The organism is Sphingorhabdus sp. YGSMI21 (assembly GCF_002776575.1).
In the GTDB taxonomy this organism is placed as follows: Bacteria; Pseudomonadota; Alphaproteobacteria; order Sphingomonadales; family Sphingomonadaceae; genus Parasphingorhabdus.
Genome location: NZ_CP022549.1, coordinates 168942 through 190579, shown reverse-complemented (window position 1 = coordinate 190579; position 21638 = coordinate 168942). Strand labels below are relative to the sequence as shown.

The window sequence follows — 21638 nt, the reverse complement described above, 5'->3', positions numbered from 1 at the left end:
GCATCTCAGGCAGCGGGAGGTCATTGCAGAAGATGCAACGAACGCGCAGCGTCTTTGTCACTCACGGATGCTGGAGATATTGAAGGATGAGATGGACAGGCGATTCAAGGCCCAAGAGCCAAGTATGGAACGTGACGGGGCCGGGTCGTGGACGATAGCTTCTTTTGCTAAGAGCGCCATTTTCCGATTGCGCTTGCGGTCAGAAATATTGGAGTTGCCAATCCAATACACGCAATCCGATCAATCCAGCCATCACCGGTAAGTGCCAAGAACAGGCCCAAAAATGTTGTGATAGCCAGGGCAACGGGTATCGTCCAGACTTGCCTTTTCGAAGTTCTTGCCCGTCTTTGTGCCATCGCTAATCCGTTTCAGCCAAATCGACGGCGTGCTTTGTCCATTTCCGTTTCCAAAGATATAGCCCTGAACCCAGTAGAAATATCAACGTCAGATCAAAAATCGCCCAGATAATCTTCATAGGCAAACCGCCATAGTCACCAAAATGGAGTGGCTGGGAATAGAGCAATGCCTTCATATACCACGGCATGTCCTGAACAGCCTCCAGCTTACCCGAAGCGGCATTGATCAGAACAACTGTGAGCAGATTTTTTGTTAATTCCGTTTCACCTTGCAAGAACACCGCCATGTCTCTGTCATTGCTATAGGCAACGCCGGGAAAGGCAATGAACTGGATGGTCTTGCCGGGCGATGCCTGCCGCGCTGTCGCCAATGCTTTATCGATGGACGACAGCTTTCCGACATACGCTGCACCGCTATTTGCTGCTCCGCCGGTATTGAGTTCGCTTGCTTGCCAAATTTCAGTCAGGGGATCAGCGAGCGTATTTATGACGCCCGTTATTCCCACAACCAACGCCCATGCCAATGTCACGATGCCAATCAGGTTGTGATAATCGGTCCATCTTGCTCTTGCGCTGCGCTCGCGCCTGATTTGTCCAAATCGTAGTCGAGCCATGAACGGAGCATAAAGAAAGATGCCGGAAATTGTCGCTACAACAAAAAGAAAGCCCATAAGGCCAAGAAACAACATTCCCGGCAATCCGATAAGCAGATCAACATGCAAACGCAGGATGAAATCCATGACGCCCTGTTCTTCGGCTACCTCCGGGGCAATCACATCTCCATTGCGTCTGTCGATAGGAAAAAAACTCATTTCGCTATCAGAGGAAGATGCGGTTTTTCCGGTCGTGACATTGGCAACAGGCTGGTCAATATCGAAGCTCATATAGAGCGGCAGTTCGTCAGGTCGCTCGGCCAGCGCTGTTTTCAGAACAGCATCCAAACTGAGCAGCGCGCCTTCGTTACCAGCTTCAATTGGCGAAACCACTGTTTGCTCGTTCTCAGAAAATACCGCGTCAATTTCCTCGTGAAAAATCAGCGGCAACCCAGTTGCGCACAGCATGAACAGAAACAGCGTGGAGACAAGACTGCTCCATTTATGAACAAAAATCCATCCGCGAAGGTGATTGGTCTTCATGCTCTATTGCCTAAAGCGGCCTCAATCTGAACGCTATCCTCTAAAATTTATATGTGGCCGTGCCGATAACCTGCCGCCCAGCGCCAAAGTTACAGCCCGTGGCGCTGGCACAGCGACCGACATAACGCTGATCAAAAATATTGGAACCATTGATGGCAAACCTCCATTTGGGGGTATCATAACTGACGATAGCATCGAAGAGCAGTGAAGCATCTGCATTATAAACCAGAGGATTAAATGGCCCCGGCAAGCTGCCCGCACTTTTGCTGCTGTAACGGACTCCCATGCCTAGACCCAGACCGCCCAGCATACCCTGTTGCACCGTATAGTTACCGAACAAGGCCAAGCGATGTCGCGGCGTGACAGGTAAAGGTTCACCAACCTCCAATGGATTGCTAGCGTTTTTCGTGATCTTGCTATCTGTAAAGCTGTAAGAGCCGTTAAAGGCGACCTGATTGCTAATTCTTGCGGCAAGTTCCATTTCGATACCGGTCGACTCAACTTCGCCGGATTGCGTTCCAAATACGGGTGTTGTGGACGGAGCGGTGGCAACCACGTTTGTCTGGCGAATATGAAACAGCGCAGCGGTCGCAAAAATATCGACATTACCGCCTAAAGTCCGGCCATCATATTTGATACCGCCCTCAAACTGCTTTCCGCTACTTTCCTTGAATGGTTCATTGGTCACCGCATCAATACCCAGAACCGGTTCAAAGGAGCGAGCGTAGCTAACATATGGAGCAAGACCGCTTTGCGTGACGTAGTTCAGACCGGCGCGCCAAGTGAACGCTTTTTGATCGGTATCAGTGTTAGTGGTGCGGTTTGCAATATTCACCCAATCCTGCCGCGCGCCCAATGTTAGGAACAAATTACCCAGTCCAATCTGGTCTTGCGCATAAATACCGGTTTGGCGCAGGCGCTGGTTATTAAATGAAGTCGGATATAGAACTGCTGGTGTTATGATTGGCGTGAAAACCGGATCAAACGCATCAATAGGCTGCGGGTCAAAAAAGAAGCCAAAGTCAGCTACATTCACTACGCGGCGATAATCAACGCCCGCAATAAATTTATGGGTCAGCGCGCCAGTTTCAAACTCGGCGTCGATGCGCGTATCGGAAGAAAGAGCTTCCACTTCTTCGGTATAGGTAAAGTTGAACCGGCCTATGGTACGAAAATAATCCGGCTGGCTAGGGTCGGTGGGATTGGTGAAACCGCCGCCGCCGTATATATTTTGCGGTGTTTTTTCGTCATAATCGTTGTAGCGAATGGATGAGAGCAACGACACATTGGACGAGAAATCATGCCGAAAAGATGCGCCGATGGCATATTGTTCCCGCTCAAAGCGATTGCTCGGATCACCCAGATTCACGCTGCGTGGCAACTCGCCGTTGGGATTGGGTCGCAACGTTCCTGCAACTGGTAAAAAACCGTTCATTTCGCCGTCAATTATGTCTTTCTGATAATAGCCATTCACGGTCAGCGCAGTATCAGGCCCGATATCAAATGAGAAAGTCGGCGCAACCATGATGCGCTCTGCATCTACGAAATCCCTTTCGGAACCACGGTTCAGGTAAAGACCAGTCAAGCGCGCCGATATACCGTCAACAATTGGTCCGGTCAGGGTGCCAGCCAGCTCGTAATAATCATCCGTACCGACTTTGCCGCGAATTTCTCCGTCAAATTCATCATTCGCGCGGCGCGAGGTCTGATTGTAAATGCCTCCCGGCGGCGTGCTTCCGTACAAGGTTGAAGCTGGTCCTTTCAAGATTTCCACGGAATCAAAAGCATAGAGGTCAACGCCGGTCGATGCGATTGTTGTCGTGGAAGGAGCTACCAAGCCATCGATATATTGCTTGGGAATGAAGCCGCGCACAGTGAGAAAGTCATAGCGCAAATCCGGGCCATAATTTTCGCCGGTTACGCCCGCTGAATAACGAACCGCTTGCTGCACATCGATAAAGTTGAGCAGATCAATCTGATCACGGGATATAACGGAAACAGACTGCGGGGATTGAATAAGGGGTATATCGGTCTTATTGGCCGATAGGCTTGAGTCAGACACATATGCTTTGGCGGTAACGACAATGGTATTGCCGTCTTTCGTTGTACGCAGCGTGTTCGAACTGTCTTCAGCCTCCGGATTTTCTTGGGCGTGCAATGGCGCGGCAAATGTTAAGGCAAATAACGTGGTCCACAATGCTGTGGTACGAAAGGCGAGAGATTGCATAGACTGGATTCCTGATTGGTATTGCAATTCATTAGCAGTAAGAAATCAGGCCACAACCCTCAAAATGATATTCCATGCAAATAGCTCGCTGTGTCCAACTATGCGCTGCTAGGAAAAGCAAACCAGCGGGGCTTGTTGAATAGCATCGAGCTTCGGTCCTATCGTGAACACAATGGGGAAGGGCTGAGAAGATGAGCCTCTTGACAGTCAACGACTTGATGGGCGAAAAACCACCTTCGCTGGCACATCGCAAGGCATGTTTAAACTACAACAATATGTGCAAAATCCCAATTTTCTACACAGTACCCTCATAGGCAAATAATGTAGATATTTATAACACAATATCAACATATTACTGGACTACCGTCCTTAGTTCAGCACGATAGAAATCCTCATTGTTGCGAAAAATCTTCGGTCACTGAATGCTTGGCATCGCGCGCGTCTCCCGGCTGCCATAGAGTTTCTTCGCGATCAACGTGTCGCCCCGCAGACTGGCTCCATTTCCACCTTGGCTTTCCATCATTTCATGCATTGTTTCCATATGCTGCTTCATTTTCTCCATATCCTCGCATTCCGGTGCCACCTTTGTTGACGAGCCGGACTCGCCTGCTGGCAGCGCGGCGCGATGCGCCTTGCCCCAGGGTCGGTGTCAAAGCTGGTATCCCGGTTTCTGTCCAGAGACTTGCGATGCCGGTATCCTTCAGCGCGACATCATCACCACTATCAGCGGGGTTGCGCTCAAATCCATGTCTTTTCCATAGCGCTGACCCGGTCCCGGCTACTTGACACGTCATCACCAAGATCATCTGCGCGCCATGGCTGCGCCAGAGAACGGAGGGCGTGGACATGAACGCTTCAAATTCTCGTGGCTGCGGGCGTCTCCCGGCGCAAGGCCGGGGCGGGCTGTCGTCTGCGCTGCGCTCCGAACGAGCCCTTAAGGTCTCGTCCCTGCGGGCTTCCATCCCTGACGCGAAGGGAAGGGGGAGGGAAGAGAAGAGCAATGCCCGCTAGGGCGCGGGCATTGCGCCGGACGCGCACCGATGTTCGATAACCCCCTCTGCCACATTCACCAGATGTCCCTGCATTGCCCTTGCGGTTTCAAAGGTCAACGAGTTGCGTCGGGCAAGCTGCGTTAGCCAGATGGGGGTCGCCGGCTTTTGCTTCTCTGGCGAGAAGCGCCGACCCCCATCTGACAAACTTCGCTAGCCCTCCCGTGCCTGTTGACCTTCAAGAGCCCGAAGGGCGTCTTGCGGCCACTGGCGAAGGTGGCTCCGGGTGTGATCGAACACCGGCGATATCTGTGTGCGCGGCCAACCAGGTGGGAAGGGGACGCTTCGCGCGCCCCTGTGTTTCTTATTGTCGCTGACGCGACGGGCTGGCTCAGGTTCACCAGTTATGATCGGAAAAGTGTCAAGAAAACAATGAGATAGGCTAATATCACGGTATCTATTATAAGGGTATTTGTCAGGCGGAGAGGCCGCTTTGACAATCAACCGGCGAGGGACAGCTAAACATCCCAAGCCAAAAACTAAGGAACTGAAAATGAGTAATATCGGAGAACTGACAAAAAACGCCAATGGCTTCTATATCGGCAAGATCGATACACTGGCCGTGACCATGACCCTTGCCTTGCGCGAGGTCAACAGCACCAACGACAACGCCCCTTTCTATGAAATCCACGCGCGCAGCGCAGCAGGGGCTTGGGTGAAGGTTGGCGCACTATGGGAACAGACGGGACGCGAAACCGGCGAGGCATTCTTGCAAGGTTCGATTGACGACCCGTCAATGGCAAAACCGCTCTATATCGCCTGTTTCCGCCGCGATGATGGCAGCTATGCCATCGCATGGAGCAGACCGCGCCGCATGCGCGGTGATGTTCCAGCCCCTGCCAGTCAGGGAAACGGCGACAGCGATCAGGGCGATCAGGACTTTGACGGCAGCGCCGCACCGAAGGGTAAAGCGAAGGGGAAGGGCGGCAAGACCGCTGACCTTGGCGAAACCACCAGCGATTCAGTTAGCTAGTCTGAAATGAACAAGGGCAGGGAGCGGGGCTTAGCCGCTTCCTGCCCTCTTTTTGTCCAAAGGAACTGAAATGCCCAAGAACCCGAAAACCGTTAGCAGCTTTGCCGATCTTGGCCAAGCCTATGAAGAGGCGACCGCCTCGCCAACCTATAGCCGCGCTTTCACCAGCGACCTTGCCAGAGCACAACTAACCATTGCCGAGGAACCCAGCAGCGCCGACATGCCCGGCCCGTTCGAGGCCGAGCAATGCGTCAAGGCGATGATGAGCGAAATCTTTGCTTTGATGAACGATACCCGCATGGAGCCAATCGCCCAGCGTATCGCATGGGGGATTGTCAACAGCTTCCATGTTGTCGCCCGCCAGATTGAAGGCGAGGAAGATAGCGCCGCGCTAAAACTTGGCGAGCTTGCCCGCATCTCCGACCCGAGTGAGGTTTTCGCAAGCGAGGTTGAAGAGGCGCAAATGCGGTGCCACAGCCTATCTGAAGCCCGCGAGGCGCTGGAATGCATGCGCGATCATGCTGGCGAGGTTTACCGCGCCCACAGCGGGCACCCGTTCAGCGCGCTGCGCGGTTCGCGGGTTTCGTCAATCCTGACCGCCAGCCAGATCGACGCCCGCGAATTTCTCGCAGCCCGTGCCAAGATTAAGCGCGAACAGCTGGCCCCAACCGGCCCGATTGTGGTTATTTCCGGTGGTCAGATTTGGGAAGATCACCAGCGCATCTGGGATAGGCTGGATTTGCTGAAAACCCGCACGCCCACGATGACACTGGCAACCACCGCGCAGGGCAAAGGCGTTGATGCCATCGCTGCCGCTTGGGCGGCATCACGCGAGGTTCCGCTGATCGCTTTCCGGCTTAATCGCGCCTATGGCAACGCCGCGCCGTTCAAACGCAACAAGCTGCTGATCAAGCTGGGCCCCGTCGAGGCCATAATTTGTGAAGGGTCAGGCGTTCAGGCCAATCTTGCCGAGAAAATGCGCGCCGCCGGCGTTCCGGTAACCGTGTTTCGCAAACAGAGCCCAGCCAGCGAAACGAACCGCGCCGCATGATGCAGCGCAGCGACACAGCAGCGCGCTTTGGAGGCAAGGCGCGCTGACTGCACAGTTAGCGCCGACCGCGCGCGATGCTGGAGAAAAGGGGGAGAGAAATCTTCTCGCAGAGTGACCGATTGTGAGAGGGGAGCGGTCCGCTGTGAAGGATGTGCGGTGCCCCCAATTTTTTGCTTCGCTCGCTACGCTCGCTCTCGCAAAATAATCGGCTCCCCCACACCCCGCTTTGCGGCAGCGCCTCTGGCGCTGTCCCTGACAGTGAACCGCTCCCCTCCCGGATTTATAGCCTCTTCAAAAAAAGGTTGAAAGGAGCCAGATCATGGCTAGCCAAACGAAATTTTACACCGCAATCGCACGGGCCAAGGAACGAGCAAAGCATACCGACTTTGACCAGCATGTCATTCAGAACTTTACCGGCGAGTTTGTGGTGATCGACGAGGGTGATGGAGACATGCCGCAATGGCTGGTCGACCAGGTCATCCACAGCGTCACCGGCAAAGCATGCTTGGATCTAAAGACAGGGCCATGCCTTACCCCGGCGCGCCAGCATGACTGGTTCAGCTTTAGCGAAGAACCGGAACTGCCCTATTGAACGAAGAGGGCAGCGCCCCCTTCTTTCATGCTCGAAACGGGTGTCTACGGTTGTGGAAAAATTCGGTAAAAAATGGGCCGGAAAAAGAGCCGTGAAACAGGCTGGCTAATGGGCTGCAACGAGGCTCGCGAAACGCGCATTGAAAACCTCTAGCGCAGACTCCAGATCGTTGATCACATCGAGCGGATCGCGGCCGCATCCCGTCGCGATGATCATCTTGAGCCAGTCGCTGCTATCAGGTCTCGCCATAAGCATTTTTGCCGCTTGATTGTTATCCGTTTCTGACAATATGTCCCACTCGATTCGGTCCTGTTTTCCAGTCGCTGTTTGCGTTTTCGTTATGGCAAATCTCTCCATAAGCTGACCGCATCCCGGTCACTACGATATGCCAGGCGCGGCCCATCCTTTGATCAAGCAAAGGCGCGGCAAGGCATTGCTGACAGGCCCAGGCATTGCAAACCAGTCCCGTTTTGCCTCACCGGAAAATCCCGAAATCGCAGGACTAATATTGTCAGATGATCAGAAACAACCAAGCGATCATCGGGGGAAAAGGGGCACACCGTATGCACTGCCGTGCGGGTTTTATGGTGTAAATACAAATAGTTACACGGCAGGTCCTGTGCGTCAGAATGACGCATTTGCGAGCGGTACCGGCGATTTATCATTTAATTATGGATTATCAGGGGCTTAGCAAGAGCGACCGGCGTTCTGTTTTGAGTCAGACTGCCGCCGTTTTGACAGGCACCACCACAGGCGTCACCACAGGCACCACCAAGGTGAGTTGACACCCGGCAGGGCAGGGCGCATATCGCTATCTGCTTTGCGTAGGTCTCACCAGCGCCGTTGTCCAAACGGAAGTTGGTAAATTGACAGACACTATTCGCACGACGGTTCGATTGCCGTCATCCATCCAACAGCAAATAGAAACCCTGGCGCGTGCGCGCGGGATCTCCGGCGTTGATGTCGTTCGCAGCGCGGTCGAGGAATATCTTCGGCGCGTTGAAACCGACCGCGAGAGCGCCGGCATAAACCTCCAGCGTCTCGCCCTCATTACAGAATTTGCGCAGGCCGGGGTGGATGTTTTGCTGCGCCAGCTTCCCGACCATAAACGCGATGAAGTCATCCGCACCGTGGAGCAGCGAATGGAGCAATTTCATGGCCAGAAGTGAGCTTAGATTTGATCGCTCGCCGGTTACGGTGGAGCATCATTCGGCGAGGGGGCGGGTGCTCAGAAACGCCAGTGAATTTACCCGCGGATCGCAGCTGATAGGGCATCAGTTTTTCATGTTCATGGCAGGGGCGCGAGTGCCACTTCTGATCTGGCTGGCCTGCTTCATCGCGGTGTACTGGATCATGCTTTATTCGGTCATGGGCGAACATGAAATTCAGCTTTGCGTGTGGCGTATCTGGTCGGCCATATCGGGCTGGATGGAGTTCGATGCCATGAAGCCAATGAACATCGTGCTGTCCAATGACGCGCTGCGGCAGGTGCCGATCGGCTATATTCCGTTTGTCCCGGATGTCCAGGTTGCATGGGCCAAGGCGATCCGCGCATTGTTTGGCGCGCTATGCGCCGCGACATTATTTGCGTTGCCGGTCATCTGGTGGTTTATAACCCTGGCACAGGGGCGCGGATCGTCAATCCTCCAGGAACGGCATGAGCGGGGCGCGATGCTGGTGTCGCGAGACATTCTGCTCGCCGATGTCATAGCCCATAATGAACGCGAATTTTTCAAATCAGCGGCGCAGCTATTTCCCGGCAAGACCGCCCCGCAGGTCATCGCTTTGCCGCTTACCGAACGGATCAAGGCCGGGCTGCATCATCCCTATAGTCTGGCCGGAATTCCTTATCCCTACGGACTGGAAGCGAGCCACACGATCCTGGTTGGCACAACCGGTGCGGGCAAGACGACACAGCTCAGGAATGTCGTTGCCGAGGTCCGCGCACGCGGCGGCAGCGCGGTTATCTTCGATCTGACCGGGGCATTTATCGAGGCCTTTTACGACGAGCGAACTGATATCATTCTCAATCCCGGCGATGCGCGTTGCCCCAGCTGGTCGCTGTTCGATGAATGCTCGACGCAGGCAGAATTTACGGCTGCCGCGCAGGCGCTTGTTCCCCATGATGGTGGCGGCTCCGATCCGTTCTGGGTGCTGGCCGCCCGGATGCTGTTTGTACAGATGTGCTTGAAGCTCAGCGAACATGGTCAGACGACCAACCGCGCGCTCGCCGAGAATCTGATGACAGCCGATCTGAAGCGTGTTCACCGGATCCTTCAGGACACAACCGCCGACCCGATTACAGCGCCTGAAGCCGCGCGCATGGCTGAGTCCATCCGGGCAGTGTTTAACACCAATGCCGAGGCTTTGATATGCCTTCCTGAAGATGGTGAAATTTTCTCGATACGCGAATGGGTCCGCAGCGAAAAAAAAGCAGGGAGCCTGCTATTCGTCTCCGCGCGCCATGTCGATCTTCCGCTCTACAAGGCGTTGCTGACTTTATGGCTCGATCTTTCGGTCAACACGCTGATGACACTGCCGCGCACGCGCTCCTTGCGCACATGGTATCTGTTTGACGAGCTTGGCGCATTGCACCGGCTTCCTGCTATCGAGAATGGGCTGCAGACCGCACGCGGGTTTGGCGGGGCGATCGTGCTGGGGCTGCATTCGATTGCGCGTTTGCAGGCTGTCTATGGACGCGAGGGCGCCGAAAACCTGACCAGCCTGGCGCGAACGAAACTGATACTGGCAACCGCTGACCGCAAAACTGCCGAAACCTGCGCGGAATTTATTGGCAACCGTGAGGTACGGCAGATGGATGAAGCCTATAGCTATGGCTATAATAATTTGCGTGATGCCTCGACGCTTACGCCCAAAAAGGAAATTGCGCCGCTGGTCATTCCTGATGACATTACCAATCTGCCGGCCCTCCACGGTTTCGTGAAATTTCCCGATGGCTTCCCGGCGGCGCGAGTGGTGCTCCAGTTCAAGGATTACCCGCAGGTGGCGCTCGGTTTCGAGCCGCGGGATGATGCAGTATCGCCTGTCAAATCCACTCGCGCCGCGCCCAAAATGCCCAAGGGAATGCCCGGCGGAGAGGATGACGAAGAGGTCGAAGGGGACGGGGAAGCCGGCGGCCGCGAAGCGCAGGACAAGGCAGTCGGCAAAGCGGGCGAGCTGGCGGGCGATCAACTTGTACCAAGCAGCAACGCAGCGGGAGAGGACGCCAGGCAAGCGGCTGCTCGCCGGACGAGCGCAGTTGCTGCAGCGCTCGAACTTGCCAATGATGTCAAGCCGGGCGAGCCGGGGAAGGACATGAAGCCAGCAGGTGATGAAGGTGCCGAAGCGGTGTTGATAGCCGCTCAGACGCGGGCCGAGGCCGCGCTCGAAGGATCCCGGGAAGGGGATGATCCAGGGCGACAGCCCGGTACGAGCAGAGCGGACGCGGCCAAGCCCGGGCTTGCTGCGCGCGGGATGCAGGGCCAGCGTGATCCCCGCTTCGAGGCGAGCGCCAAAGATCTTGCGACCGCTTACGGCGTGGATGGCGATCATGGTCATGATGACGGTATGGAAATCGAATAATGATTTCTATGGCTCCTGTTGGCAGTGCAGGCGGTGCGGCGAAATATTTTGCTGCCGATAATTACTATACGATCGAGGAATCGGCCGAGGAATCGATTTGGTACGGTGAAGGCGCGGAGTTACTCGGTCTGGCACCCGGTGAAGACCAGGAAGCTCAACCGGGGGCAGGGAAGGGAAAAGATCAAAATGTTCCCGGCGATGCTGAACCGGAAGAAAATGCTCTGGGTGAGGCGGAAGCGCCAGGCGGCGAGGACGGTGCCGGAGAGGCAGACGATGGCGAGAAAGACCATGGTGAAAAGGGCGCGGGCGAGGAGAGCAAGGAAACCGCCGGAAGAGTCGCTGAGAATGGCGCTTTGGCGAGCCCAGAGCGCGCCGAAGCGGACGGAGCCGTATTTGATCCGGACCAGATCGGCGGCAATGTCGGGGGAAAACAAGAAATCCCGCCGCTCGCCGAGGAGGCGTCATTTAATCCCGAGCTTCCGGGTGGAGGATTAGAAAACGGCGTGGACACTTCTGCCGGCGCTGAAAAACTGGAAAAGATGCCGCTATCAAATCCCACTGGCAAGGTTGACGCAGGAACTTTCGAAAATATTCTCAACGGCAAGCTCCCGGACGGATCACAGGTTGGTGAACCCGGCAAGCGCGCGGTGGGGATGGACCTCACATTCTCGATGCCCAAATCGGCCACACTGCTCTCGCTCGTCGGCGGCGATACACGCATAACCCAAGCCCATATGGGCGCGGTTAAAACGGCGATGGGTTGGGTGGAGGCCAATCTTGCCGAAGGTCGTCAGAAGATCGATGGCCGCGCTGTACCGGTGCGGACGGGAAATCTGGTCTATGCTCTGTTTCAGCATGACACGAGCCGGGCGCTCGACCCGCAGGGCCATGTCCATGCGGTGATAGCGAATATGACACGGATGCCTGACGGGAACTGGCGCGCGCTTCATAATGGTGAGATCTGGCGTAACAATACGGTGATCAGTTCAATCTATCATGCTGCGTTTAGAGACTCGCTCGAAAAGCTAGGCTATGCAGTCCAGCTGCAGGGTAAGCATGGCACGTTCGAGATTGCCGGTGTGCCTAAAAATGTGCGCGAAGCCTTCAGCCAACGCCGCGCGGATATACTGGCCAAAGCGACCGAGCTTGGCACCGCGACAAAGCAAGGATTGCGTGAAATCACCAAGCGCACACGTGACGACAAGATTGCTGTCGAAGATAGAGGCGCGCTGACACAGGAGTGGAAAGCGCGCGCAGCTGACCTCGGTTTTGTACCGGAGCAGCTGATCGAGCAGGCAAAGGTGTCAGCTAATAAAGAGGCCGGGCTATTGGAGCGCGGGGTTGGAGCGATCGAAGACGGATTAAAGGGCGCGCGCCAATTCGTTCTTGATTCACTGCAAAAACCAAGTGATCCGCTCGTTGATACCGCGCTGAAACGCGTGATGATGACAGGGCCGGTCGCGCGGACCCAATTGGCAACGGCGAGCGCTATCCGCATTCTCTCACAGCGCGAGGCCGCGTTCGAGGTACATCAGGTAACAAAGACAGCAGTTGATCTTGGACTAAATGGTGTGACGCCGGAGCTGATCGATAAACGTCTGATCGAACTAACGAACCGCGGCGAGTTGGTGCCGGGCGACAATAAACGCGCAGACAATGTGGTCGAGATGGTGACGACGAGAGACGCGCTTGAAACAGAAGCGGGGATCCTCGGTGAAATTGAGCGCGGCAAGAACGGCGTACTGCCGCTGGTCAGGCCGGACCGGGCGGTAGAGGTTCTTTCGGGAGCCTCAAAAGAACGCCCGCTAAATGATGGGCAGATGGCGGCTGCAAGCACGATCATTGCTTCGAGTGACCGCATTGTTGCCGTCCAGGGACTTGCAGGAGCTGGTAAATCGACCATGCTCGGTGCCGTCGCCAATGTTCTCGATTTTGAGAAAAAGCCAGCCTTGGGCCTGGCCTTCCAGAACAAGATGGTTGCCGATCTCAAAGAGGTAACCGGTCTGGAAGCAATGACGGTGGCAAGTTTCCTGATGCAGCATGACGCGCTGCTGACAGGCGATCATCCGCAGCGGGCCAGTAAATCTCGCGACATGCTCAATGGCGCCTATCTGATCGTCGACGAAGCATCGATGATTTCCAATAACCAGATGCACGCCCTTACTCAGATCGCCAATGTCGCCAGCGTGGATAAACTTGTGCTGGTTGGCGACCGCAAGCAGCTGTTGTCCATTGATGCCGGTAAATCCTTTGCGGTAGCGCAGGCAGGCGGGCTTGCCACCGCAGATATGAATGAGAATTTGCGCCAGCGAACGCCGGAACTGCGCGCTGTTGCAGCGCTTACCAATGTTGGGCGCGCCGGTAACGCGCTCAAATTGCTGGGCGACCGGGTGATCGAGACGAACGACCGCGTGGAAACGGCAGCCGAATACTGGCTTAATCTGCCAGAGGATGAGCGCGACAAAACCATGCTGTTTACCAGTGGGCGTGAAACCCGGGCCAATCTCAATGAACACATTCAGACCGGCCTCAAAGACGAGGGAAAACTGAAAGGCGGCGGTCTCAAATTGACAGTGGCCGACCGGGTTGACCGGACACGCGAAGAGCTGCGCTATGCGCATAGCTATCAGCCGGGCTTTCGGCTTGAAGTCTGGACCCGCCTCCAGTCTGTCGGCCTCGAGCGCGGAGAATACCGGGTTTCGCGTGTGTTTCAGAACGGCAAGGTCGAAGTTGAACGGAATAGAAAGCGCAAGGCTTTCGACCCGCAAAAGCTGGCGTCTGGCGCAAAGCTCGACAAGCTCAATCTAACTGCCACCAAGGAAATTGAAGTCCACGAGGGCGACAAGATACGCTGGACCGCGAATGACAAAACGCGCGATTTGCTGAACAGCTCTATTGGCCGTGTCGTGGGGATCGATGGAAGCGGCGTGATGGTCGAGCGGGGCGACAAGAGTGTTGTGCGGCTTGGTATGGACGATCCGATGCTGAAACGCATTGATCTGGCATATGCGCTCAATATGCACATGGCGCAGGGTATTACCACCGACAAGGGTTTGGTAGTGATGGGATCGGAAGAGCGCTATCTGTCCAACCAGCGCCTGTTCAATGTCGCTGTGACCCGTGTCCGCGACGATGTGAAGGTCATTACCGACGATAAGGAAAAACTCGGCCGTCAGCTCAACCGCACCACAGGCGATAAATATTCTGCCCTTGAAGAAGCTGGCAGGCTTGATGTCGATAAGCATAAAATTGCCGCCCGCGATCCGGACAAACCCTTTGATCCCGGCAGCCTTGAGGGACTTGGCCTGGCCGACGACAAGCTGCGCGCCGGTCCGCCTTCTGAATCCAAACCGGAGCCGCCGAGGCAGCAGACACCTGCCAAGCAAGGAAATGATGAAAAGGCCGTGCAGCCCCTATCATTGCCTGAAAAAAGCAAGGGAATGGAACTATGAGCGCGAGCGATGTCGTTCGAAGATTTACAACTGACTACAACCACTACCCAAACAAGGAGAAATTAGATGAGTAATTGGCATTTCAGGAAAATTGGTTCATTCAATAGCGAAGCAGAGGTCGACCTTTGGGCGCGCCAAAACCGTGTCAGCCTAAGCGATCTTAAAACCCGAAGGGGACGTGATGGAAGCGTAGAGGCCGAGGTACGCGAAAGCGCCTATGACAAATCAAACAACCACATATTTGGTGGTTTTGATCGGGGCAGCGGCTTCCGGTGAATAACTATCTGTGCCGCACAGAATTTGCAGATGGTGCTGAACTCGGGACAAATGCCGTGTTCAGCCGAATAATTGGGCAGCTGGTTGCAGTCGCTTTTCTGCTCAATTCCTGTTCGGTAGATGCTGGGGCACCTATTATAGCAGCAGGGCAGCAGTTTCAATGCACGCCCATCGCTGTCTGGGATGGCGATGGGCCGATTTGGTGCAGGGAGGGCATGAAAATTCGGCTTGCAGGCATCGCCGCGCGTGAAATTGATGGCTCGTGCAGACCGGGCTCACCATGTCCAATGACAAGCGGCACCAAGGCGCGTGACCAGCTTGCCAGTCTGTTTGGCGGAGCAAAGGGCAGTCTCAAGCAGGGCCATGTGATTGTTAGTGCTCCAGCTATGCAATGTCTCTCTGCCGGATCAGGAAAGGGAGATCGAACAGCCGCATGGTGTCTGCTTGCTGATGGTCGCAACGTTTCTTGCGAGATGATTACCAGTGGTACCGTATTACGTTGGAAAACCTATGACCTGGAAAATGTCTGCGACCGAAAAAAAGCGCCCTTAATAGACTTAAAGTTATCAATCTTTTGGAAATGGTTCGCCCTGTTTGGTAGGATGTGGGTCCAACCTAAAACACGGAAAAAGCAAAATTACGGTGGAAGTCTAACGCAATTGTCGAGTCAACGGGAGTAGGAATATCGCAAATTTAAATGCTATTCGTCCGAATTGGGGTTGCTCTTACGCAATACCGAATATGGGAGATAGGCCACGTTCTGGCCGAAACTATCAATCCAAAGATTCGACAGTTTTCTTATTATGTGCAATCCCCGTTTCGAGGGGCATTTATGATGAAATCTATTGCTGTATCTTTTGCGCTTGTCGCTAGTTTGCTTGGGCCTACGCAAATCAATCCTTGCGCGTCCGGGGCCGCCTTTGCGCAGACCAGCGCTTGCTGCAAGATGTGCAGCAAAGGCAAGGCTTGTGGGGATAGTTGCATAGCTCGAGATAAGATCTGCCACAAAGGCGAGGGCTGCGCCTGCAACAGTTGATGCGCCTTCGTTTGGAATTTGGGTTGCTATTAGCCTTCGCGCTGTGGGGCCTTTGGATATCTGTATTAGGTCTGTTGCGGTTTTTTTCGATGTGAAGGTTTAGAGAACCGCTGATACGTCGCCTCGCTTGGTGGTCGGCATAAAGACGGTTTAAAAAAATTTGTTTGAGAAATTGCACATTGGCAACCACCGGTTAGCTTGCTTGGGCCTCTCTGAAACAAGTCGCAAATCGAGCTATATCCGCCGCGTTTATACCAGCGCTCCGGAATGCTTCTTCCCATCCATTGGCAACAGTCCCAGCAAGCTCGACAGTGATAGCCTCTGCTTCTTCAAGCGAAAGATCAAAATCGGGCGCGCCGGCAATGGCGTTGACTAGGGTTGCGTCCCGGCCTTGTGGGCCAACTCCCAAGACCAGTCGCCGCTCAAATCCAATTTGCGGTTTGGGGACAACGTCATACAAAGGTGACAACCTCCAGCCATTACCATCATATAAAAATCCGTGATTGCGTAGATGATCATCATCGTTAGTAACCAGAATGTTGAACACCATCCGCTTAAAAAGCTCATTCAAATCGGTTTTCACCATTGTCCCGTGTTGTCGCAACACAGCGGCCAGATCGCGATAATTATACTGGCTAACTTCACTTTCATGGGCTGCCAGCATCGTTAGTCCGGAGGCAAAAGGAGTGCGATGTTGCTTATTCATGCTCCTGTCGAACCGCTCAATCATATATATGTCACGGCCGAGGATATTTTCAAATCCAAGAGCTGGTACGTCGAGCCCACATTCTTTTGCCAGACGCATTGTTGCCAGTTCAACCCGGCATTCAGGAAAAGTGTCTTTTTGTGCTTGAAACTTTGCGATCCAGGGCTGTCCATTGATCTCTGTTGCAGCTTTGGGGCGAGCACCGCCAAGAGATGATCCGGCGGTTAGCAATTTGCGCAAGTTTTCATCAAGCAGGTCAACATTTTGTGCGCGTTCGGCCGCTTCTGCGAGTTCGGCTAGGTCAAAATGTTCGCCTGGTGCATCGCCGTCGCCCCACGGAGTGATGCGCTGCGGCTTTGCCGGCGTGGGCCCAAAGGCCAATGCGCCAACCCGGTGATCACCCGATGCCAAAATGAGGTCGGCCTCGGTTGGCGTTCTGTCACCCATCGCCTTATACATTAAATATTGGCCCCAACCATCAGGTGCTGCATCGCGAATGCCGCCAAATACAGCAAATCCTTCTTCGGTACGAAATATCTGATCCGCCGACCCACTGGTCAATGGCAATGCAACCGGATCGACGGGAATCCGGTCCGGGCGCTCAAGATAGCGGCGGCCATAAGCGAAAGTTGAAAACTGAGTCCGCTGCTCATCTGTCATTGTCAGAAGTCCTGCGGGCACTGGCCCCTCTGCCAAATGGACAAAAACATAGGTCTCGATCACGGCCATACGCGCCTAGAAATCCAAATCTTTAGAGGATTCGCTATGTGTTTTCTTTGGCAATCGAGCCAGATGTTCGCGCATACCAACTTGGTCGCTTTCTGGAGCTGCCAATTCTGCAAGTCGCTTGGTAAACCCGAGAACGAACAATGCGCTGGCAAGAATTGCAATGCCTACAGTAGGATCACCAGATTCGAGCCGCTGGACTGTTTGGACCGACACGAATATACGCTCGGCCATGATTTTTTGACTAATCTTGCGCCGTTTGCGGGCTACGGTAATGTCCTTGCCCAACGACACAAGTGCTCGCTTGCTTTGTGGGGGTAGACCCGATGTGACTCTGGAGGCGCGTGGCATTAAAAATAAGTGACATATCATGTGTATAATGTCAATAGACATGATATGTCATATATTTTGGATAAGCGATCTGACAATAGTGGCTAACCCTTTGGTCGCAAGATGGCGAGTATCATCAAGCACTTTCAAAATCTCGTCGAAATCCTACATAAATTGCGAAAAATCGGAAAAATGGCTTCTTAAATAACGATAAATCGGTATGATGGGTAAAAGGAGCACGTTAATGCCCGAATTATCCATAGCAAATATGCCAGAAGTGTTTGTATCGAACACGGAAATCACGAAGGCTGTTTATGACGCCGTCGAGGCAGGCCGTCTGCGCAAGATTGGAACCCGCCTTTATACTCGAAAAATGAATGAAGATCCCGAAAGGTTAGTGCGCCGAAACTGGTACCATCTAATTACAGGCTATTATCCAGACGCAATTATTGCTGATCGCACTGCCTTAGAAAACGGACCTGCAGAAGACGGGTCAGTGTTCCTGATTTCCAATAAGATGCGAAAAGTCAGTCTTCCTGGTTTAACATTCCAGCCACGCAAAGGAGCCGCGGCACTTGAAAGTGATAAACCGTTCGCAGGAGGAGCGCGCTTATCATCGCCAGCGCGCGCATATTTGGAGAATATGAAACTTTCACGAGCGAGAGCAGGAGGCGTTGCTCGTACGCTTTCCAGTGAAGAAATGGAAAATCATCTCGACAGATATATTAACCGACAGGGCGAACAAGCAATCAATCGCCTAAGGGACGAGGCACGCGACATTGCCCCCGCGCTTGGTCTTGATGATGAGTTTGAGCAATTTAACAATCTGATCGGTGCGCTAATTGGAACACAAGATGGGAAAATCGAAGGTGCTGTAGGAAAGGCAAGAGCCGCAGGCCAACCTTTCGATACGGATCGTTTATCACTTTTTGAAAAATTGTTTTTTGCACTCCACGAAATTGTTCCTGAAAGTCGTCCGCCCGTTGCTGAATCAGATGAGGCGATAGCTAACGTCGCCTTTTTTGAATCCTATTTTTCCAATTTTATTGAGGGAACCAAGTTTACCGTTGAGGAAGCCCAGGACATCATTTTCAAGGGCAGTATCCCGGAGGAAAGACCAAATGACGCACACGATGTTTTGGGTACATTCCGCATCGTGTCTGACGAGCGAGAAATGCGCCAGCTTCCCAAATCATTCGAAGATTTCATTGAGAAGTTAAGGGCTAGACACGCGACAGTTATGTCGGCGAGACCAGAAAAAAATCCTGGCGTTTTCAAAGCTAAAAACAATCAAGCAGGTAACACTATATTTGTATTACCGGATTTGGTCGAAGGCACATTGAAAAAGGGTTTTGAGTTTCTGGAAGCCCTGCCAGAACCTTTCCAACGTGCGGTTTTTGCTAAGGTGTTAATAAGCGAGGTGCATCCTTTTTCCGATGGAAATGGGCGCATCGCCAGAATTATGATGAACGCAGAACTTATCGCCGGGAATCAGGAACGAATTATCATTCCAACGGCATATCGCACGGATTATCTCAGTTCATTGAAAGCTCTTTCTCACAATAACCACACGACCCCAACCATACGAACTTTAGACGTTGCACAAAATTACACCCGTTCGATTGATTGGAATTCATTCGCACAGGCACGAGCCATGCTTGATGCAACGAACGCTTTTGAAGAAGGTGAACATGCTAAGCTCGATTGGTCGCAAGCGGCAGTGGAAGATTAAACTATGCCTTATGATTTTCGTTCCCTGCTACCAGCTGATTTTGAAGACCTTGCAGCCGATATAGTCGGAAAATCACTTGATGTTCCATTTGAAATATTTGCCAACGGTCCCGACGATGGAATGGATGGACGTCACTCGACTGCTGATGGCGATATTATATTGCAAGCCAAACATCTCGTCGATTCCGGCTATCCGTCTTTAAAATCAAAGATGAAAAAGGAGCGCCAATCGATAGACGCGCTTAACCCATCTCGATATATTTTGATTACGTCCTGCCCGTTGACGCCAGCAAGGAAAAAGGAATTGGCCGGGATCATCGGGCCGTCCCTAAAAAAGCAAGCTGATATTATAGGTCAATCCGAACTCAATGCCTTGCTAAACGATCATCCAAAGGTCGTTAGGGCGCACTGCAAGCTATGGCTATCAAGCAGCGCGGTTTTGGACTCGATTTTAAATGCCTCATCACACGCCTTTACGGCGACGACAAAGCAGGAAATTGCGGCGAAAGTTCGCGTTTATGCCCAAAATTCAAGCCTGGCCGATGCACAAAAAATTCTTGAGAAACACCATGTATTGATTGTTTCTGGCCCCCCCGGTGTCGGGAAAACGACGCTCGCGGAAATGCTGGCCTTTGCTCATATTAGCGAAGAATGGGATCTGATTGCCATTCGCAATCTGGATGACCGTTTCACGCATATTGATGATTCACAAAAACAAATTTTCTTTTTCGACGATTTTCTCGGGTCGATTGCATTGGATCGGCAGGCATTAGCATCAACGGATTCTGTTCTCGCGACCTTCATGAATCGCATACGAAACAGTCCCAATGCCCGTTTTGTTCTGACCACTCGCGCCTACATATTGAATGAAGCGCAGGGGGCATCTGATCGCTTGGCTGACAGTCGCGTGGATATTAGCACCTATGTTCTCGATATGGGATCCTACACGCGCGGTATTCGCGCCCGTATCCTCTACAATCATCTATTGGTCGGCAATACACCGCAGACCCACATAAATGCACTTTTGGATAGCGGCAAAATATCGAAAATTGTTGACCACGATAACTACAACCCCCGCGTAATTGAATGGATGACGGACGTCATACGATTAGGTGAAATTAACGCCGAAGATTATCCTAAAACATTCCTGTCCATGTTAAAAAACCCAAAAAAACTTTGGGATGCCGCGTTCCAGAGTCATATTTCCCCAGCTTGTCGGCACTTGCTTATCTCCTTGTTCTTTTCTGGTCGATTTGGCGAAAATACCGATGGCCTGCGCGATAGTTTCAAAATCTTACACGACCATTTATGCAAGCAAAACGGCATTCCACAGGGTTTTAAGGATTATGAGGAATCGCTCAGAACACTGGAAGGTGGGTTTGTCAGAATTGATGATGGAACGGTTGATTTTATCAATCCGTCGCTCAGGGACTATCTGGCAGATTATCTCATAGATGGTTCGCTGCTCCAATCCGTTGCCCTGAGTGCGACGACTGGAGATATGGCATCAGCCCTTTGGAAATTCGTTTCTGAGAAACTTCTAGCGCCGGATGTGCAGGCGGCCATCGCGCTACAATTCAAAGGATTGATTTCCACGTTAAAAACAGCGGCCCATTGGAAAGATGGCCCGGATAACACTTGGGTATACGCCGATCTCAGCAATTCCCGTCGGATTGAACTCTTACTCGAATGGTGGAGCACTACATCTGACGAAGAGTTTGTGACCGCGGCAATTGAGCTCACCAAATCCCCTCCGCAACGATTTAGTGCCTGGAAAGATGCGACATCATTGCTAGAGATTATCGCGCATATTGACGACGACGATTATGTTCAATCGGGACCACAAATTATCACCTTGAAAGAAGAATTGGAAAGGGCGGTAATAAAATTGATAAACGACGGCATATGGGCCGATGAACTGGTGAATCTGTCTGATGCGGTAGAAAAAAATACAAACATCAACCCTGATATCAAGACGGCTGTGACGAATGCCATTATCGATACAATTGATAACATTGGCGACACGTGCGAGCAGGAAGAATCTGAATCTACTCTGTCTGATTATTCTGAAGCAATCAAGAAATTGGCACCCAGAGCGAACGTATCGGGTTACCGTCTCGACTCAGCGTTGATGACAATTGATGAGCGTATCGGGCATATTGAAGAAAATTCTGTGCCGGTTGCCAGCCCGTCAACAATTCCAACCTCATCCTCCGCGGAGGATGAAAAGTTCGACGACGGGGCGTTGAACGCTCTGTTTACCAGTCTTAGAGCCTAGTGATTTATCAGCATATGATTGATATAAAAGGCGATGAAAATCTATTCCCCGTATAATTAGAGATCGTTAATTGAGTAATTTCTTGATCGTTTTCGAAGTGACGAAGGTTTGGATAATCTTATCAGTGCAATGTTGCA

General features: G+C 52.9%; 17 protein-coding genes. 9 read left to right on the top strand and 8 right to left on the bottom strand.

The genetic code is table 11. From position 1 onward, the window contains the following. Positions 1–358: 358 nt before the first annotated feature. From CHN51_RS19390 to CHN51_RS19920, 3 genes are all read right to left on the bottom strand, one after another. Positions 359–1492: a PepSY-associated TM helix domain-containing protein gene (locus CHN51_RS19390; protein ID WP_100095890.1), complete on the bottom strand. Its 1134-nt coding sequence runs from the start codon at positions 1490–1492 to the stop codon at positions 359–361. A gap of 40 nt (positions 1493–1532) precedes the next feature. Further along, positions 1533–3719 (bottom strand): TonB-dependent siderophore receptor, encoded by a 2187-nt coding sequence (locus CHN51_RS19385; protein WP_100095889.1) that lies wholly within the window; start codon positions 3717–3719, stop codon positions 1533–1535. Positions 3720–4134: 415 nt separating this feature from the next. Then, a complete protein-coding gene (locus CHN51_RS19920; RefSeq protein WP_164089324.1) occupies positions 4135–4281 on the bottom strand; it encodes a hypothetical protein in 147 nt (48 codons plus the stop codon). Between the two features lie 980 nt (positions 4282–5261). Between CHN51_RS19920 and CHN51_RS19380 the strand changes: the two genes are divergently transcribed. From CHN51_RS19380 to CHN51_RS19370, 3 genes are all read left to right on the top strand, one after another. Then, positions 5262–5741 carry a DUF736 domain-containing protein gene (locus CHN51_RS19380; RefSeq protein WP_100095888.1) on the top strand — a complete coding sequence of 160 codons (480 nt, stop codon included), beginning with the start codon at positions 5262–5264 and terminating at the stop codon, positions 5739–5741. Positions 5742–5811: 70 nt separating this feature from the next. After that, the gene (locus CHN51_RS19375) at positions 5812–6792 is read left to right on the top strand and encodes a DUF2493 domain-containing protein (RefSeq protein ID WP_100095887.1); all 981 of its coding nucleotides are present in this window, start codon (positions 5812–5814) and stop codon (positions 6790–6792) included. A 319-nt stretch (positions 6793–7111) separates the two neighbouring features. Next, entirely contained in the window at positions 7112–7384 is a 273-nt protein-coding gene (locus CHN51_RS19370; RefSeq protein WP_100095886.1) for a hypothetical protein, read from the top strand. Positions 7385–7489: 105 nt separating this feature from the next. Here CHN51_RS19370 and CHN51_RS19915 read toward each other — a convergent pair whose 3' ends face one another. Together CHN51_RS19915 and CHN51_RS19365 are read right to left on the bottom strand one after the other, a co-directional pair. Further along, positions 7490–7633 (bottom strand): hypothetical protein, encoded by a 144-nt coding sequence (locus CHN51_RS19915; protein ID WP_164089322.1) that lies wholly within the window; start codon positions 7631–7633, stop codon positions 7490–7492. A 653-nt stretch (positions 7634–8286) separates the two neighbouring features. Continuing rightward, on the bottom strand, positions 8287–8541 hold the full coding sequence (locus tag CHN51_RS19365; RefSeq protein WP_100095885.1) for a hypothetical protein: 255 nt from the start codon (positions 8539–8541) through the stop codon (positions 8287–8289). Between CHN51_RS19365 and CHN51_RS19360 the strand changes: the two genes are divergently transcribed. Beyond that, entirely contained in the window at positions 8540–10966 is a 2427-nt protein-coding gene (locus CHN51_RS19360; protein ID WP_100095884.1) for a type IV secretion system DNA-binding domain-containing protein, read from the top strand. The two genes, CHN51_RS19365 and CHN51_RS19360, sit on opposite strands and share 2 nt — an antisense overlap. 119 nt (positions 10967–11085) lie before the next feature. Here CHN51_RS19360 and CHN51_RS19910 read toward each other — a convergent pair whose 3' ends face one another. Further along, positions 11086–11400: a hypothetical protein gene (locus CHN51_RS19910; protein ID WP_164089320.1), complete on the bottom strand. Its 315-nt coding sequence runs from the start codon at positions 11398–11400 to the stop codon at positions 11086–11088. 69 nt (positions 11401–11469) lie between these two features. Here CHN51_RS19910 and mobF point away from each other — a divergent pair, with 69 nt between their 5' ends. The 3 genes from mobF to CHN51_RS20390 all read left to right on the top strand — a co-directional run bounded on the left by mobF (position 11470) and on the right by CHN51_RS20390 (position 15374). Next, on the top strand, positions 11470–14418 hold the full coding sequence (mobF, locus tag CHN51_RS19355; RefSeq protein ID WP_164089319.1) for a MobF family relaxase: 2949 nt from the start codon (positions 11470–11472) through the stop codon (positions 14416–14418). A gap of 66 nt (positions 14419–14484) precedes the next feature. Then, positions 14485–14694, top strand: a complete 210-nt coding sequence (locus tag CHN51_RS19350; RefSeq protein ID WP_100095882.1) for a hypothetical protein — start codon at positions 14485–14487, stop codon at positions 14692–14694. Next, positions 14691–15374 (top strand): hypothetical protein, encoded by a 684-nt coding sequence (locus CHN51_RS20390; RefSeq protein WP_346426351.1) that lies wholly within the window; start codon positions 14691–14693, stop codon positions 15372–15374. Before CHN51_RS19350 ends, CHN51_RS20390 begins: the two co-directional genes overlap by 4 nt. Before the next feature lie 549 nt (positions 15375–15923). Here CHN51_RS20390 and CHN51_RS19340 read toward each other — a convergent pair. Beyond that, positions 15924–17165: a HipA domain-containing protein gene (locus CHN51_RS19340; protein WP_100095881.1), complete on the bottom strand. Its 1242-nt coding sequence runs from the start codon at positions 17163–17165 to the stop codon at positions 15924–15926. Positions 17166–17171: 6 nt separating this feature from the next. Further along, a complete protein-coding gene (locus CHN51_RS19335) occupies positions 17172–17456 on the bottom strand; it encodes a helix-turn-helix transcriptional regulator (protein WP_346426350.1) in 285 nt (94 codons plus the stop codon). A gap of 280 nt (positions 17457–17736) precedes the next feature. Here CHN51_RS19335 and CHN51_RS19330 point away from each other — a divergent pair, with 280 nt between their 5' ends. Further along, complete coding sequence (locus CHN51_RS19330; RefSeq protein ID WP_164089317.1) at positions 17737–19224, top strand: Fic family protein; 1488 nt, start codon at positions 17737–17739, stop codon at positions 19222–19224. Positions 19225–19227: 3 nt separating this feature from the next. Beyond that, positions 19228–21501 (top strand): AAA family ATPase, encoded by a 2274-nt coding sequence (locus CHN51_RS19325; RefSeq protein ID WP_100095879.1) that lies wholly within the window; start codon positions 19228–19230, stop codon positions 21499–21501. Positions 21502–21638: the final 137 nt, after the last annotated feature.